Genomic DNA, 16006 nt, shown 5'->3' with positions numbered 1-16006 from the left:
CACGGGTCGAATAGATAGGACTGCCGATCACCAGCGGTTGTGAGAGTCCAGACGTCGAATTGGGGGCCGGCGCTACAACCTCGCTTTCAGCGTCTCGGCCGTCTTGGAACCGACGCCCTCCACGCTCGTCAGGTCGTCGACGCTCGCCTCGCGGACGTTCTCGACGCTGCCAAAGCGACCGAGCAGGCGCTTTCGCGTCTCCGGGCCGATGCCGGGGACGTCGTCCAGGACCGTTTTGACTTCGTCGCGGATGGTCTGGTGGTACTGGACGGCAAAGCGGTGAGACTCGTCGCGAACCCGCTGGAGGAGGTGTAAGTGCGGGGCGTCGCTCGGCCAGGCGTGCTCGCGGTCGGGGGTGATCACCCGCTCTTCCGCCTTGGCGATGGCCACGGCGGGGACGTCCCACCCTTCGGCTTCGAGGGCCTCGCAGGCGGCCGCGAGCTGTCCTTTTCCGCCGTCGATCAGCAGGAGATCGGGGTCGGGCCGGTCGTCGCGACCGTCGACGGCGCGGGCGGCACGCCAGCGAAGCAGCTGGGCCATGTTGTCGTAATCGTCGTTCCGATCGTCGAGCTTCTTTCGCCGGTAGTCGGCCGTCTCGGCGCTGCCGTCGACGAAGGTGACGTTGCTGCCGACGGCCGACTTCCCCTGGGCGTGGCTCACGTCGAAGCCCTCGATCCGCCGGGCGCGGTCGATCCCCAGCGCGTCGGCGAGCAGCCCGCACTCGTCGCGTCCACCCACGTTTCGCCGGGCGTTTTTCAGCGCCAACTCGACCAGCTTGGCCTCGCGCCCGACGCCGGGGACGCGGACGGCGACGCCTTCGGCGTCGAGCCAGGCGGCGACCTCCTCGTCGTCGTGGCGTTCGGGCAGGAGGAGAGCGTCGGGCATCGTCCGCTCGGCGTAGTGCTGGACGATGAACGCGGCGATCACGGTCGGCACGCCCTCGTCGGCACCGTACGGCGCGGCGAGGGTGAACCGATCGCGGTCGACGAGCTTGCCGCCCTCCGAGCGGAGCCGGGCGACCGTCGCTTTCTCGCCCTCGATCGCGACGCCGAGGACGTCGACGGTCCGCTCGTCGTCGTAGGTCTGGACGGCCTCGCCGCCCTCGCCGTGAAAGCGCTCGACGGCGGCCAGCCGGTCGCGGAGGTTGGCCGCGCGTTCGAAGTTGTTCGCCTCGGCGGCCTCGGCCATGGCCGTCCCGAGCGGATCCGCGAGGACGCCCGTCTCACCCCCCAGGAAGCGTTTGACGATATCGACGTCGCCCGCGTACGTCTCGGGATCGATCTCGCCCGTACAGGGCGCGGTACACAACCCCATCTCGTAGTCGAGACACGGGCGGTCCCGCCCGCGATACTTGTGATCGGAACAGCCCCTGAGACCGTAGGTTTCGCGAAGCGCCTTCACGACCGTCTCGACCCGACCCTTGTCGGTGTAGGGACCGTATACCGTCGCGGTTTCGGCGGGATCCCGCGTGATCTCGATCCGCGGAACCTCGTGGTCGGTGAGCTGGACCATCGGGTAGGACTTGTCGTCTTTGAGCCGGACGTTGTACCGGGGCTGGTGGCGCTTGATGAGGTTCGCCTCGAGGAGCAGCGCCTGCGTCTCCGTGTCGGTGACGGCGACGTCGATCGAGTCGGCCTCGCGGACCATCCGTTGGATCCGGGCACCGCGCGGATCGGCGTACGAACGGACTCGCGATCGGACGTCGACGGCCTTGCCGACGTAGAGCGTCGTCTCCCCGTCGAAGAACTGGTAGACGCCCGGCTCGGCGGGGAGTTCGCTCGCGCGCTCGCGCACCCGATCGGCCTGCATCGAACCCGGATACGGTGTCGAGGGCTTTCAGCCTGACGCGGTGTGACCGCTTCGCACGGTCAGTCGTCGTCCGACTCCGATCCGTCCGGCTCGGGCGGCTTCGGTGAGTCGACACCATCCGCCGTCGGGCGCTCGTCGCCGGATCGACCGCCGTCCGCGTGCGATCTGATCCCGACGAGCGAGCCCGATTCGGCCACCGGCGTGCCGTCGATCGCTCGCTCCAGCGCGGCGGCGACGGACTCGGCGTCGGCCGGTCGCGGAATCGACAGATCCGCCTCGCCGACGACGGCGACGACCAGACGCTGACTACGCGTTCGCAGGTACCAGCCGAACGATCCGAGGGCGAGACAAATGGTGAGTAACCCAGTGACGAGGACGAAGAGTTCGAACATCGCGAGGATCGACTCGAGCGCCTCGACGGTGCCGCTGACGGCGCCCGTCGCCGGCCCGCCGCCGTTTAGGTCCGGGATGACGCCGCCGAACTCGTAGCTGAACGCGGCGACGACCAGCCCGAAGCCGACCGCGGCGAAGACGACCGACCAGGCGAGCAACCGGAGCGACTCGACGGTCTGGAGGCGGACCTCGGCGACGTTCGGCCGGTCGACCTGTCGAAACCGGGGGCCGTCGGTCGAATCGGGCCGAAACAGCAGTACGCGGTGGCTCGTCACGACCAGTTCGTGATCGTCGGATCGAACTCGCTCGCGGACCGTTTCTCCGGCGTAGAGCAACTCGTCGACCCTCGCTTCCCAGTCCGCGGACTCGTCGACGTGGACGAGCGAGTCTGCCCCCACGCCGGACGGGCGGGCTCCTCCGTCGGTGCGGACGGACCGATCGTCGCGAGATGCCATCGGCGAGGGTTCGAGCGCCGACGGGAATAACATCACGGCCATACGGTCGACTAGGGACCGGTTACGTGCAAACTCACTCCCAGAACATCACTGACGGGTGGATCAAAAGCGGTGAGCTGGGACAAGAGGTGTGGTCGGCACGGCACTACTATCAATCAATCCAGTCAAAGGATATTTTATCACAGCACACCCATAATAAATTGGTAAAATGAGCGTGTTGATCGTTGCGAAGAAAGAGTTCAACGACGCGATCAGGTCGCAGACCCTGTTGATACTGATCGGATTGTTCGTCCTGCTCCAGCCGGTCGTCGCCCTCTACGCCGTTGTCACTGGATCGAATGCCGAAGACGGCGTTCCGACGGCGTTTTTCTTCACGACCGCCTTCGTCACGGTGTTTCTCGCCCCGATTTCCGCCCTGACGGTGAGCGTTAAATCGATCGTACGCGAGCGAACGCTCGGTACCGGAAAACTATTGCTGAGCCTGCCTCACACCCGCGGAGAGATATTCTTCGGGAAGGTACTCGGTCGACTGGCAGTGTTTCTCACCGCCGTGTTCGTCGGATTCGTTCCGTCGATCGCCATCATGATGGTCGGGATCGACTCGTTCGAGCCGTTACACGTCGTCGGAATGATGGTCGCGACGGTGTTTTTCGGCGTCATCTTCCTCGTGATCGGCATCTGTGCGTCGACGGTGATGAAGTCAGAATCGATGGCGGCCGTCGTTGGGATCGGGATCTTCGTCTTCGTTTACTGGTGGGATTCGATCGTCTTTACGATCAACGCGGAGTTCGGTCTCGTGGATGGACGCCCACTCGAATTTCTCTCCCGGTTTCAGCTTATTATCATCGGCGAGGACGTCGCCAACACGATCATGTGGCTAACGGGCCACAGCGAGACGATCGCCTCGGAAGCCGTGGTGAACGGTGGGGACGTCCCGTTCTACCTCCACCACTGGGTCTCGATTCTCTTTCTCGCCACCTGGATCGTCGTCCCGCTCGCGGTCGGCTACTGGGCGTTCAACCGGACGGAGTTCTAAGTGCCAGATTGCAATGTGTCACCGGCACTCGAATCGATAGTCAGTGGGTGTCACGATTCACGGATCGATGAGGGAACTCGGTGGTCAACAGCATGATGCATCCTCGTGGAGGGGGGAACCGACGAACGGTGACCGAGTTCCGATCGATACGCCGAAACCGGCTCCGAGTCGAAAACAATGTGGATGATTCGTCCACAGATTTACCATACCAATATATTAGCCCCACCAACCCTAATTTCTAAAAATAACAAGGTATAAGAATAGTCGCAATGTGTTGTATGGGTGATGAAAGCGATTCGCGTGGATGGATTTACGAAACGGTTCGGCGACGTCGTCGCGACGAACGACCTCTCGTTCGAGGTCGAACAGGGCGAAGTCTTCGGGTTTTTGGGCCCGAACGGCGCTGGAAAGTCGACGACCATCAACAGTCTGCTCGACTTTATGCGGCCGACGGCCGGTCACCTCTCGGTACTCGGCATGGACGCCGAGACGGAGGGACCGGCGATTCGCCAGCGGATCGGCGTCCTTCCCGAAGGCTTCGACACCTACGGACGGCTCACCGGGAGACAGCACGTCGAATTCGCCATCGAGTCGAAAGAAGCCGACGATAATCCCGACGAGTTACTCGCGCGAGTTGGTCTCTCGGACGCCGCCGACCGCAAAGCCGGCGGCTACTCGAAGGGGATGTCCCAGCGGCTCGTCCTCGCGATGGCGCTCGTCGGCGAACCGGAGCTTCTCATCCTGGACGAACCGACGACCGGCCTCGACCCAAACGGCGCTCGAGAGATGCGCCAGATCGTGAGAGAAGAGAACGAGCGCGGGGCGACCGTCTTCTTCTCCAGTCACATCATGGAGCAAGTCGAAGCCGTCTGCGACCGCGTCGGCATCCTTCGCGACGGGGAGATGGTCGCCATCGACACCGTCGAGGGACTTCGTGACGCGGCCACCGACAGACCGGTCCTGCGCGTCACCGTCGACCGTCTCGACGACGACGCACTCGACGACGTCCGATCCGTCCCCGGCGCGGTCTCGGTCGAGGGTCGCGAGATAAACGGCAACCCCACCATCGTCGTCGAGGCCGACGGCTCGAAGACGACGATCCTCTCGGCTATCGAGGAGGCGGGCCTCGTGGTCGAAGACTTCTCCACCGAGGAAGCCTCGCTCGAGGACATCTTCTACGCCTACACAACCGAGGAGCGAGCGGAGGTGACTGCATGAGCGCCATCACCGTCGCGAAGAAAGATTTTCGAGACGGCATGCGTTCGAAGGCGCTCTGGCTCCTGACGGCGCTGTTCGTCCTGTTCGTTCCGGTCGTCGCCGCCTACGACGTCGTCTCTGGAACGAGTACGGAAGACGGAATTCCCGTCACGTTCGTCCTGGCGTTCGTCGTCGTGATGGTGTTTCTCGTGCCGGTCACCGCGCTCGTGGTGAGTATCAAGTCGATCGTCAGAGAGCGCTCGCTCGGGACGATCAAGCTCCTGCTGGTCCAGCCCCACACCCGGGGCGAGGTCTTCTTCGGTAAGTTGCTCGGTCGGACGGCGCTGATGACTGTCGCCATCCTCGTCGCGTTCGTGCCGGCGGCGGTCATCCTCGGCCTCGGCGTGAGCGGGTTCCCGGTCGGGTGGCTCGTCGCCGCCGTGGTCGTGCTGGTGCTGTTCGGGTTCACGTTCCTCGTCATCGGCCTCTGCGCGTCGACGATGACGCGCTCGGAAACGGGTGCCACCGTCGCCGGATTCGCCATCTTCGTCCTCGTGTACGCCTGGGACAGCATCTTCGCGGTCATCAACTGGCAACTCGACCTGGTCAGCGGCAACGCCGAGTTGTTCGTCCACCGGTTCAACCTGAGCGTCGTCGGCGATGACGTCATCACCGCGGTCGAGTCGCTCTGGAACAACGACGTCGGTTCCGCCTCCACAATCGTCAGCGACGGCGCAGACGCCCCGTTCTACCTCCAACACTGGTTCGCGTTCGTCCTGCTCGGCGTCTGGATCGGGCTTCCGCTCGCGATCGGTTACTGGCGGATGAACCGAATGGAACTGTGAACCGAGTCGGGAACGTCTCCCCAACAGCGCGTGTGACGAGGCGATTCGGATCGGTGTGACGGCTACGCGACGTCGATGCCGCGCTCGTCGAGCAACGCCCTGAACTCGGCCTCGTCGATGACTGGAACGTCATTGTCCGCCGCGTCATCCTGTTTCGATATCCTCGCGTTTTCGCTGGTATACTGGAGTTGGTCGACCCGCGCCTTCCAGGTCACAAAGCGTCTATAGTGGCAGACGTAATGGTTCAGGGTTTTTTAAGAACCGTCCCTGCGAAATTCCCTGACTTACGTCCGCCACTCTATGTGAACGAGCGAGCCGTCGCTCGATCTGGTTGCTCCGTGCCTTCGTATGGGTCGGTCATCGGGGAAATATAGTGGCACCATCGGCGACGGTTTGTCTACAGGCGGGAATAGCATTCCGGCTGTATTGCCGGTAAAGGGACAGCTACAGGGTTTGTGCTCAAGGCAGCCCGGCACCCAATACGTTTCACGCCAGATGGCCTATCAGAGTCAATGACGCGACGATCAGCGAATCCGGTCCAATTGACGCCCACGGGTGTACAGATTGTGACCGACCTCAAGGTGAGCGAACTCGGAGACGACATCGTGCCTTCACCGCCAGTCAGACGTTCTACCGTACCAAAGCGTTAGTGAGCTACGGCAAATCGATGAGTATACACTCACACATCCATCAACAGTTTATAGTATAAAATCATAGATATTAGAAAGCACATTAGAAAAATGGCGGCTGTTGTGCTGGCGCCGACTATGCCATCTAGAGTGAAGAAATCTCGTATTGCTGTGGCAACTATTATAGAAAAAATAAGTGTTATAACTAAATAAGCCAGATTGCTGAGTTCTGTGAGTTCATATGATTTCATATTTGATTGGGGATTTGGTGTAGTGACATTTCAGCGTATGGTTTGGAGCGTGGTAGTATTTACTCAGTCTAAGTACGTGAGCGAGAGACTCTCCTCCAGTTCAACGCGCCGCCTCCCAGTATGATGAGTCCAATAATCACTGTACGTGTATCCACCAATTGCCGACACGTTTCCAATGATCTCAATGCCAAATTCGTACGAGGTGTAATTCGACATATAGAACTGTGCTGATTGTGTGACAGTACCGCGAACTGTCCCCGGGTTTTCGACAGTCTTTCTCACCATCGTCCCTTCTCTGTCACTCGATTCACACATGAACAAATTAATTTCCGCTGACGCGTCCCCAGTCATCGAGTTCAAACTCCCTCGGCGATAATATTCAGCTGTGAGTCGGACATGTCTCCCACTACTAACAGTAGCACTCCAGGAATACAAACGTGCCCACGCGGTCGAACTGCCGTAGAGACTTGCACCAGCGTACTGATTGATGCTTCTGCCATCTATATCATAATTCGTTTGGTAACTCCCGTTTCCCGATCGTTGTCTACCTTCGTCACCATCGACGATAGGAAGTGATACATCTGTTGACTGGTTCGAAGAATTTTTCGATTCACTCGAGTTATCAGATAGCACGGATCGTTGTGATTCGATCCGTTCTAACAAATTGTGTTCGCGCTCAATTTCAGCCGCAATTGACGATGTGTCTGGACTCTGAAGGAGTTCCTTCGTTGCTTGATTGTAAGCATCTTCGTTACTCATCCTGCCGTTTTCCACTGACTCAATATAGGATTCTAATACATCCCAGATTGCCTTTGCCTCCGAACGGCCATACCGTTCCTCGAAAGTATTAAAGACATCTCCGGGATCCGTTTGAATTTCCCGTTCAGAAGGATCATTGGGGCCTGCAGATCTGTTCTGCTGATTGGCAGATACAGTTACTGGAATCAATCCGACAGCCATAGTAGCCCAAGATGTTTGCAGTAATTTTCTTCTTGGAATTTGTTTCTGCACATATTCACGCCTAGTATAATTCGATCTATCTTTCATGTGCCCATGATCCTGTACAATTGAGATATAGATAAGTGTATTTGAGATATAAATATATCCCCAATATTTTTTATTTATGGCGATTATAGGATCTTTTAATATCAGTTATGTGATTCGTGGATTGTGCACCAAACCTCGTGAATAGAGTAAATGACGACAGAAATTAACTATTGATTTGTATTATAGGTTTGTGACGGGGTGCTGTGTCATATGGTATATCACCTCAGTCCAATATCTGCCGAAACACACACCGGCGGAGATACCCCGACGGATTGAAACGGCGGCTTTGGCCGGTTAAAAATGTCGCTACTTGATCTCGACCCCGCGCTCGTCGAGCAACGCCCTGAACTCGGCCTCGTCGATAATTGGGACGTCATTGTCCGCCGCGTCTTCCTGCTTCGACGCCCCGGCACCCTCGCCGGCGACGAGGTAGTCCGTATTGCCCGAGACGCTACTCGTCGCGTTCGCGCCGTGGGCTTCGACGAGATCCTGGGCGTCGCTTCGGGTCCACTCGTCCAGGGCGCCCGTGAAGACGAACGTCAGTCCGTCGAGTTCGTCGCCGCCGGCCTCGACGTCGGCCGCCTGCGGGTCGACGTGTTCGAGCAGGTGCGAGACGACGGCGGCGTTGGCCTCGCTCGTGAAGAAGTCGTGGACGGCCGTCGCGACCGTTTCACCCACCTCGTCGACGCCTTCGAGTTCCTCGGGCGACTCGATCGCCGTCTCGCGCATGGCATCGAACGTCTCGAACTCGCGAGCCAGCTCGCGGGCGGTCGTCGGCCCGACGAGCGGGATGCCGAGCGCAGAGAGGAACTCCGACAGCGGCGGTTCGCGCTTTTCCTCGAGTTCGGAGAGCAGGTTCTCGGCGCTCGTCCGACCCCAGCCCTCGAGCGCGGTGAGCTGGATCCCGTTCAGCTCGTAGAGGTCGGCGACCGTCTCGACCAGGCCGGCGTCGACGAGCTGGCGGACGCTCTTTTCGCCGAGGCCCTCCAGGTCGAGGCCGTCGTCGCTCGCGTAGTACTCGATCGAGCGCCGGCGCTGGGCGTCACACGCCAGCCCGCCGGTACAGAAGGCCATGGGGCCGTCGCGTTCGAGAACGCTATCGCAGACGGGACAGCTATCGGGCATGGCCCAGTGGCCCTCGCTGCCTTTCTCGACGACCTCTTCGACGTAGGGGATGACGTCGCCCGCCCGCTGGACGCGGACGGTGTCGCCGACGTTGACGTTCTTCTCGGCGATCTCCTCGGGATTGTGCAGGCTGGCCCGCGAGACGGTCACCCCGCCGACGTCGACGGGATCGAGCAGGGCGACCGGGGTGGCGCGGCCGGTCCGGCCGACCTGGACGGCGACGTCCTGGATCGGGGTCACCTCGGCGCGAGCGGGGAACTTGTAGGCGAAGGCCCAGCGGTCGTGACGCGCGGTGACGCCGAGCGTCTCGCGGGCGTCGTAGTCGTCGACTTTGATGACGACGCCGTCGATCTCGTAGGGTAAATCGTCGCGCCGGTCGAGCAGCTCGTCCCGATACGCGATGGCGTCGTCGATCGTCTCGACCCGATCGAGTTCGTCGGTGACGCGAAGGCCCCACGCGGGAAAGTTCGAGAGGGCCTCCCAGTGCGATTCGAGGCCGTCGCTCGAATCGAGGACTTCGAAGAAGAACACCGAGAGCGGGCGCTCGGCGACGACGGTGGGGTCTAACTGGCGGATGGTGCCGGCGGTCGCGTTGCGCGGATTGGCGAACGCTTCCTCTCCGCGCTCGATCCGCTCGCGGTTGTACGCCTGGAACGCGTCTTTCGGCATGTACACCTCGCCGCGGACGGCCAGGAAGTCGGGGTGCTCGCCGTGGAGGCGCTGGGGGACCGCCGCGATCGTCCGCGCGTTCGTCGTGACGTCGTCGCCTTCCCGGCCGTCGCCGCGGGTGACCGCGCGGACGAGGCGACCCTCCTCGTAGACGAACTCGATCGAGACGCCGTCGAACTTCGGCTCGCAGACGTAGGCGAACGCGCCCGTCGCCGACGAGTCCTCGAAGTCCGAGAGCGTGGCGTTCGAATCCGTCGCGTCGGCCTCGGCGTCCGACGAAGCGGTCCCCGATCCGGCGACGTTCAGTTCGCGTCTGACCCGACGGTCGAACTCGCGAACGTCTTCGACCTCGCCGCTCTGGTCGATCGAGAGCATCGGCGCGACGTGGGAGACCGTCTCGAACGCGTCGATCGGCTCGCCGCCGACGCGCCTGGTCGGGCTGTCGGGGTGGCCAAGGTCGAAGGCCTCTTCGAGGGCCTGCAACCGGGTGAAGAGTGAGTCGTAGGTCCGATCGGCGATGATCGGATCGTTCTCGACGTAGTACCGGCGGTCGTGCTCGCGGATGGCCTCGCGAAGCAGGGCGACCTGGCGCTCGGCCTCATCTGCGGAAAGATCGTCGACCGGCCGGAACTCCGTCGGCGGGTCGCGGAGATAGGGGTTGTCTTCGTCGGCGACGGACATTGGCGACTCTTGGAACCGGGGTGCGGTAAAAACTCTGGGTTCGCCTCGCCGCCCCGAACCCACTGCAGCCCGCGACGGTCGGAGTAAACTAAAACGGCCGTTTGTCCTTCGAGAAGGCATATCGTTCACGCGGTTGACGAGGCGGGTATGGACTCACAGCGCCGTCGCCTCCTCGCCCTCTCGGGCGCGCTCGCCGCGACGAGCCTCGCCGGCTGCCTGAGTGGCGGGGACGACGATTCGGACGACGGAACGAACGGAACCGACGATGACTCGTCGGGTGACGACTCGCCCGACAACGGAGATCCACCGACCGCTGGCCCGAGCGTCGACGACGAGCGCCTCGCCGAACTCGCCGCCGGAAACGCCGCGTTCGCGCTCGATCTACACCGGCAGGTGGCCGACGGAAACACGTTCATCTCGCCGTACAGCATCTCGGCGGCGCTCGCGATGACCTACGCCGGTGCGGCGGGCGAGACAGAAACGCAGATGCGCGAGACGCTTCGCTACACCCTGGGCGACGATGTCCACCCGGCCATCGGCGACCTCGAGGCCGCACTCGAATCACGGGAGACGACGGAGCCGGTCGGCGGCGACGATGACGAGGACGCGTTCCAGCTATCCCTCGCGAACGCCCTCTGGGCGCAAGAGGGCTTTCCCTTCCACGACGAGTACTTCGAACTGGTCGAGACGTACTACGGAGCGGGAATCGAGCAGGCCGACTTCGCCGGCGATCCGGACGGCGAACGCGAGCGGATCAACGACTGGGTGGCCGACCAAACCGAAGACCGCATCGACGAACTGCTCCCCGACGGCTCGATCGACGACCTCACCCGGCTCGTCCTGACGAACGCGATCTACTTCATGGCGAACTGGGCCGACCAGTTCGATCCCGACGACACGGAAGACGCCGCATTCACCGCGCTCGATGGGGCCGAATCGACGGTCCCGATGATGAGCCAGAACCTCCGGACGGATTACACCGAGTGGAACGGTCACGAGGCGATCGAACTGCCCTACGTCGGCGGCGAGGTCTCGATGGTGCTGCTGTTGCCCGCCGAGGGCGAGTTCGAGGACTTCGAGCGCGAGCTCACCGCCGAGGAATTATTCGGCATCTTCGACGACCTGGGCGACGCGAGCGGCGATCTCCGACTCCCTCGATTCGAAATCGACACCGACGTCCAACTCGCTGAGACACTAGCCGAGATGGGGATGCCAGACGCCTTCGACGAGGTCGCCGCCGACTTCACCGGCATGTCGCCCGAGGGCGACCGGCTGTACATCGACGACGTCTACCACGAGGCGTTCGTCGCCGTCGACGAGGAAGGAACCGAAGCGACTGGCGCGACGGCCGTGGTCATCAACTTCGAGTCCGCCCCGGCCCGGTCGTTCGACCTGACGTTCGACCGACCCTTCCTGTTTTGCATTCGCGATAAACCGACCGACGCCGTGTTGTTCTTCGGCCGGGTGACCGACGCCGGGGCGGCGCAAGCCGAGTGACGAGGCGCGCGTCGGTGGAATTCGATAGCGGTTATTTCTCGGGCCCGACGACCTCGACTTTGATCCCTTCCGGATCCTCGCAGTACAGGGCGTAGTAGCCGCCGGCGTAGGGGTGACGATCTTCGTAGAGGACGGATGCCTCCGATCGGTCTCGAATTCCCTCGGTGATCTCGTCGACCTGCTCGCGCGAGGCCGCGTGGAAGGCGAGGTGGTTGAGCCCGGGCGCCCGTCGATCGAACGGGTGATCAGCGGCGACGTCGCCGTCCGCCTCGACCAGCACGACGTACGTCGGACCGTTGATCCACGACCGGCCGCCGTTCCACTCGTTTTTGGATTCGTAGCCGAGTTCACGCAGCAGCCAGCCCCAGAAGTCGGTAGACGCGTTGAGGTCCGAAGCGTACAGTTCGACGTGGTGGATCCCGCCGGCGTGGTCGGGATCAACGTGATCGTAGTCCATGTTGGCTTCGTTACCCGCTCGACCCATAATCGTTCCCTCGGCGGGTCCGCAAGCGAGCGAACCCGATCGGACACCCGAGTGCTCAAACGGCCGGCCACCCCTCGGCTTTATCGCTGCCAGCGGCGTCCGATCTAGTGTGTCAAAGAGTAACACCCAAGTCGTAGATCGATTTCTGCGGTCGATGAACGACCACGACCTCGAGGCGTTGCTGTCGTGTTTCGACGAGGACTACCGGAGCGAGACGCCGACCCACCCCGAGCGGGCGTTTTCGGGTCGCGAGCAGGTTCGCGCGAACTGGGTCGAGATGTTCGAGACGACCCCCGACCTGTCGGTCGAGTTTCCGCGAACGGTGATCGACGGCGACACGGCCTGGATCGAGATGCGGATGGACGGGACGCAGCTCGACGGGACGAGCCTCGACGTCCGCGGCGTCGTCATCAAGACGATATCGGACGGCCGCATCGTCTCGGGGCGGATCTACCTCGAACCCGTTCAACACTCGACGGACGTCACCTGGGAACAGGTGTACGCGGGCGACGAAGGCGAATGAGGCGTATTTCGACTCGGCCTCGGTGACCTATCGACGGCGTCAGCGGCGGTGACGAGCTAACAAAGTTCGAACTACAATAGTTCAAACTACAATAGTTCAAGCTACAATAGGAGAACCTATTTTACTGACGGCTTCGAATAACGCATATGAGCGAATTCGTCAATCGAGATGACGATCTTGCCCAGCTTCGGTCGCTCTATCGGAGTGATTCGGCCACGCTGGCCGTTATGTGGGGCCGAAGACGGGTCGGGAAGACGCGGTTACTCACCGAATCCATACGGAACCGCGAGGACGCCGTCTACTATCAGGCGACCGAGACGACGGCGACCGACCAGCTCACCGAATTCCGCAAGACAGCGGCTCGACAGTTCCCCGAGGTCTCTCACGTCGAGCGCGCGTGGGAACCGCTACTCCGGTCCCTCACCGACCGGGACGCGATCATCGTCCTCGACGAATTTCCGTACCTCGCCGACGCCGATTCGAGCCTTCCATCGATTATACAGCGACTCTGGGACCACGACGTTAAAGGCTCGGCTGCAACACTCGTCCTCTCCGGGTCATCGATCGGCATGATGTACGAACTGACGCTCGACGGGACGGCACCGCTGTACGGGCGAATTTCACAGCAACCGAGCGGAAAATTCCCGATCGAACCGCTCGACTTCGCGGACGCCGTCCGGTTCGTCCCCAGCTACGATTCAACGACGCAGGTCGTTGCGTACGCCATATTCGGCGGCGTCCCACACTATCTCCAGGCCATCGACGAGTCAGAGACGGTCGGCGAGAACGTCACGCGGACGCTCCTCGATCAGCGAGGGAGTCTCCACGAAGAACCGGAGCTTCTCCTCCGGATGGAGTTCGACGAAGTGAGTCGATATTTCGCGATTTTGAAAGCGATCGCCGCCGGCAATCGAACGCGAAACGAGATCGCCACCGCCGTCGGTATCGATGCCAACAGTTCGAGCTACTACCTCGATCGGCTCGAGGATCTCGCGCTCCTCGAACCGGTAACGCCGGTGACCGCCGATCCAGTCCGGAGCCGTAACAGGCGGTATCGGATTTGCGATCGACTCTTTACGTTCTGGTTCCGGTTCGTCTACGGCCAGGACGGCCGATTCGAACTGTATGGCGAGGACGCCTACGCAGAACTCGTCGAGCCCGAGTTAGCCGACTACGTTAGTCCCGTCTTCGAGTCGCTGTGTCGAAAGGCCGTCCCGTCTCTGTACGGCGATCTGACGTTCGCGACACTACCGGGTCGCTGGTGGTACAAACACCACGAAATCGACGTGGTCGGACTCACAACCGGGGACACACTCGTCGCAGGTGAAGTGAAGTATACGAGCCAGCCCGTTGGATACGACGTCCTGGCCCGTCTCAAAGAAGAGGTACGACGGATCGACTGGACGCCGAGCGGTGGCGGAGAGCCAACCTACGAGTTCGCCCTGTTCAGTCGAAACGGCTTCACCCAGTCGGTCGTCGAGGCGGCCGAGAAAGACGACCGCCTCAGACTCTTCAGCCTCGACGACGTCGTCTCATCGCTGAACGCACCGTCGTCATCGGCCCACGACTGAAGTCGTCGGTTTCCGTCGAATACGTGGAGTCGAACGCGGTCGAATCGTGATTCCTGCCTCGATTGCCGCTTTCCGGACCATGGAGTTGCCGGACACCGTCGCCTCGCCCATGACAGATCAGCACGTTCCACACCCCGGATTCGGCACCTCCGGCCACGAGGGCGACAGCTGCACCGAGAACGTCGTTCGCGCGCTCGAGGCGGGCTACCGCCACGTCGACACCGCCCAGATGTACGGAAACGAACGCGAGGTCGGCGAAGCGATCGAACGCGCCGACGTCGACCGCGAAGACGTCTACCTCGCGACGAAGGTGAAACCGGCCAATCTCGCACACGACGACGTCATCGCCTCGACCGAGGAGAGCCTGGATCGACTCGGCGTCGAGTCCGTCGACTTGCTGTACGTCCACTGGCCAACTGACGCCTACGATCCCGAGGAGACCCTGCCCGCGATGGACGAGGTCGCCGACCGCGGCTGGACCCGCCACGTCGGGCTCAGCAACTTCGACGTCGCACACCTGGAGGAGGCCCGCGAGATCCTCGATGCGCCGGTGGCGGCCCACCAGATCGAACTGCATCCCTGGTTACAACAGGACGAACTCGTCGACTACGGCCGCGAACACGAGATCGCGACCGTCGCCTACTGTCCGATCATGCAGGGCCGGGCCGACGAGGACGAGACCCTGTCGGCGATCGCGACCGATCACGAGGCGACCGCCCACCAGATCGCCCTCGCCTGGCACCTCCAGCGCGACGGCGTCGTGGCGATCCCCAAAGGAAGCGGCGATCACGTCGAGGCGAACTTCGAAGCGAACCGGATCGATCTGAGCGACGAAGCGGTGGCGCGGATCGACGATATCGAGCGCGATGAGCGGCTGGTCGATCCCGACGCAGCCGTCTGGAACGAGTAGAAGGCACTCGAATCAGGAGATCAGATCGAGTCGCGGTCGTTCAGCACGACGATGGATGCGTCGAGCGGTGCAAGCGTTTTGTCTGTCAACGGAATAGTGGGTATGAGGTGGATGAAAATGGGAAATGTATCGGATGGAGCTAACCGCGGAGAGGAACTTACACTCACCGTAGATGATAGGGGACGGGTAACTCTCCCAAAAGAGGTCCGAAGCCGATTGGGAATCGAATCGAACGACGAAATTCCTGCGACCCTCGTCGGCTCCGTCCTCGAGGTTAACCCGCAACCGAGTTCGAAACTAGAGACGGCAACGGCGGGTCGAGAGAGCTGGGAGAACACGACACCGACCGACGCCGGGGAATCACTCTTCGGACCGATGGAGAAGTGAACGGAGCCGATGACCGAGTCGCTTCCGACAGAGGTGTCCATCCTCGCCGACGTCAACGTACTCGCCATCGGGCTCACCGACGACCATCCCGCGCACGACGACGTGTTCCCGTGGATGCAGACGCACTCGATGGGGCCAACGTCTTGCTTCTGTTCGATTATTATCCGTTACGCGCACAGTATATAATGACGAGAAATTTCGGCGTAGAGGCGGCTGCTGCGCGGAACGCGATTCAATCGCTCATTCAGAGCCCAGCCCGGATTATCAGCGCCACTGAGACGACGCTTCTCGAGGCGTACGAGATTAGCGTCGAGAAAAATCACGACGTGTACGATTCGTTCATCATTGCGCTCGCTCGGGCACACGACGCCGATTACGTGCTCACGACGGACGGCGACTTCGACGACCTCTGTAATGGTGAAGACGTAAAATACGTCAATCCAGTTCCGGCCGAGAAATTATCACTTATCGACGGGTAGGATTGTACTCCGTCCTCC

General features: G+C 61.6%; 15 protein-coding genes. 9 read left to right on the top strand and 6 right to left on the bottom strand.

Annotated elements, in window-relative coordinates:
* Positions 1 to 72: 72 nt before the first annotated feature.
* The gene (locus tag NKH31_RS09200; protein WP_254861493.1) at positions 73 to 1809 is read right to left on the bottom strand and encodes an excinuclease ABC subunit C; all 1737 of its coding nucleotides are present in this window, start codon (positions 1807 to 1809) and stop codon (positions 73 to 75) included.
* 59 nt (positions 1810 to 1868) lie between these two features.
* Positions 1869 to 2657, bottom strand: a complete 789-nt coding sequence (locus NKH31_RS09195; protein ID WP_254861492.1) for a hypothetical protein — start codon at positions 2655 to 2657, stop codon at positions 1869 to 1871.
* 208 nt (positions 2658 to 2865) lie between these two features.
* Between NKH31_RS09195 and NKH31_RS09190 the strand changes: the two genes are divergently transcribed.
* The 3 genes from NKH31_RS09190 (at position 2866) to NKH31_RS09180 (ending at position 5735) form a co-directional block, all read left to right on the top strand.
* A complete protein-coding gene (locus NKH31_RS09190; protein WP_254861491.1) occupies positions 2866 to 3693 on the top strand; it encodes an ABC transporter permease subunit in 828 nt (275 codons plus the stop codon).
* A 285-nt stretch (positions 3694 to 3978) separates the two neighbouring features.
* On the top strand, positions 3979 to 4911 hold the full coding sequence (locus tag NKH31_RS09185; protein ID WP_254861490.1) for an ABC transporter ATP-binding protein: 933 nt from the start codon (positions 3979 to 3981) through the stop codon (positions 4909 to 4911).
* Positions 4908 to 5735: an ABC transporter permease subunit gene (locus NKH31_RS09180; RefSeq protein ID WP_254861489.1), complete on the top strand. Its 828-nt coding sequence runs from the start codon at positions 4908 to 4910 to the stop codon at positions 5733 to 5735. The genes NKH31_RS09185 and NKH31_RS09180 overlap by 4 nt, the downstream gene beginning before the upstream one ends.
* A gap of 62 nt (positions 5736 to 5797) precedes the next feature.
* Here the strand turns inward: NKH31_RS09180 and NKH31_RS09175 are convergent, their stop codons facing one another.
* The 3 genes from NKH31_RS09175 to ligA all read right to left on the bottom strand — a co-directional run bounded on the left by NKH31_RS09175 (position 5798) and on the right by ligA (position 10137).
* Positions 5798 to 5950: a hypothetical protein gene (locus NKH31_RS09175; protein WP_254861488.1), complete on the bottom strand. Its 153-nt coding sequence runs from the start codon at positions 5948 to 5950 to the stop codon at positions 5798 to 5800.
* Positions 5951 to 6678: 728 nt separating this feature from the next.
* Positions 6679 to 7662 carry a hypothetical protein gene (locus NKH31_RS09170; RefSeq protein ID WP_254861487.1) on the bottom strand — a complete coding sequence of 328 codons (984 nt, stop codon included), beginning with the start codon at positions 7660 to 7662 and terminating at the stop codon, positions 6679 to 6681.
* Positions 7663 to 7968: 306 nt separating this feature from the next.
* Positions 7969 to 10137: an NAD-dependent DNA ligase LigA gene (ligA, locus tag NKH31_RS09165; RefSeq protein WP_254861486.1), complete on the bottom strand. Its 2169-nt coding sequence runs from the start codon at positions 10135 to 10137 to the stop codon at positions 7969 to 7971.
* A 147-nt stretch (positions 10138 to 10284) separates the two neighbouring features.
* On the opposite strand from ligA, the gene NKH31_RS09160 reads away from it, so the two are divergent.
* Entirely contained in the window at positions 10285 to 11634 is a 1350-nt protein-coding gene (locus tag NKH31_RS09160; protein WP_254861485.1) for a serpin family protein, read from the top strand.
* A 31-nt stretch (positions 11635 to 11665) separates the two neighbouring features.
* On the opposite strand, the gene NKH31_RS09155 is transcribed toward NKH31_RS09160, so the two are convergent.
* The gene (locus NKH31_RS09155) at positions 11666 to 12091 is read right to left on the bottom strand and encodes a VOC family protein (protein ID WP_254861484.1); all 426 of its coding nucleotides are present in this window, start codon (positions 12089 to 12091) and stop codon (positions 11666 to 11668) included.
* Between NKH31_RS09155 and NKH31_RS09150 the strand changes: the two genes are divergently transcribed.
* From NKH31_RS09150 to NKH31_RS09130, 5 genes are all read left to right on the top strand, one after another.
* Entirely contained in the window at positions 12090 to 12641 is a 552-nt protein-coding gene (locus NKH31_RS09150) for a nuclear transport factor 2 family protein (RefSeq protein ID WP_256547880.1), read from the top strand. The two genes, NKH31_RS09155 and NKH31_RS09150, sit on opposite strands and share 2 nt — an antisense overlap.
* A 146-nt stretch (positions 12642 to 12787) precedes the next feature.
* Positions 12788 to 14212 carry an ATP-binding protein gene (locus NKH31_RS09145; RefSeq protein WP_254861482.1) on the top strand — a complete coding sequence of 475 codons (1425 nt, stop codon included), beginning with the start codon at positions 12788 to 12790 and terminating at the stop codon, positions 14210 to 14212.
* 109 nt (positions 14213 to 14321) lie between these two features.
* On the top strand, positions 14322 to 15122 hold the full coding sequence (locus NKH31_RS09140; protein ID WP_254864793.1) for an aldo/keto reductase: 801 nt from the start codon (positions 14322 to 14324) through the stop codon (positions 15120 to 15122).
* 51 nt (positions 15123 to 15173) lie between these two features.
* Complete coding sequence (locus tag NKH31_RS17685) at positions 15174 to 15509, top strand: AbrB/MazE/SpoVT family DNA-binding domain-containing protein (RefSeq protein ID WP_343217275.1); 336 nt, start codon at positions 15174 to 15176, stop codon at positions 15507 to 15509.
* Positions 15510 to 15694: 185 nt separating this feature from the next.
* Positions 15695 to 15988 carry a type II toxin-antitoxin system VapC family toxin gene (locus NKH31_RS09130; RefSeq protein WP_254861480.1) on the top strand — a complete coding sequence of 98 codons (294 nt, stop codon included), beginning with the start codon at positions 15695 to 15697 and terminating at the stop codon, positions 15986 to 15988.
* Positions 15989 to 16006 lie beyond the last annotated feature (18 nt).

The organism is Halovivax gelatinilyticus (assembly GCF_024300625.1).
GTDB classification, from domain to species: domain Archaea; phylum Halobacteriota; class Halobacteria; order Halobacteriales; family Natrialbaceae; genus Halovivax; species Halovivax gelatinilyticus.
This window is presented reverse-complemented; position numbering and strand designations above follow the sequence as displayed.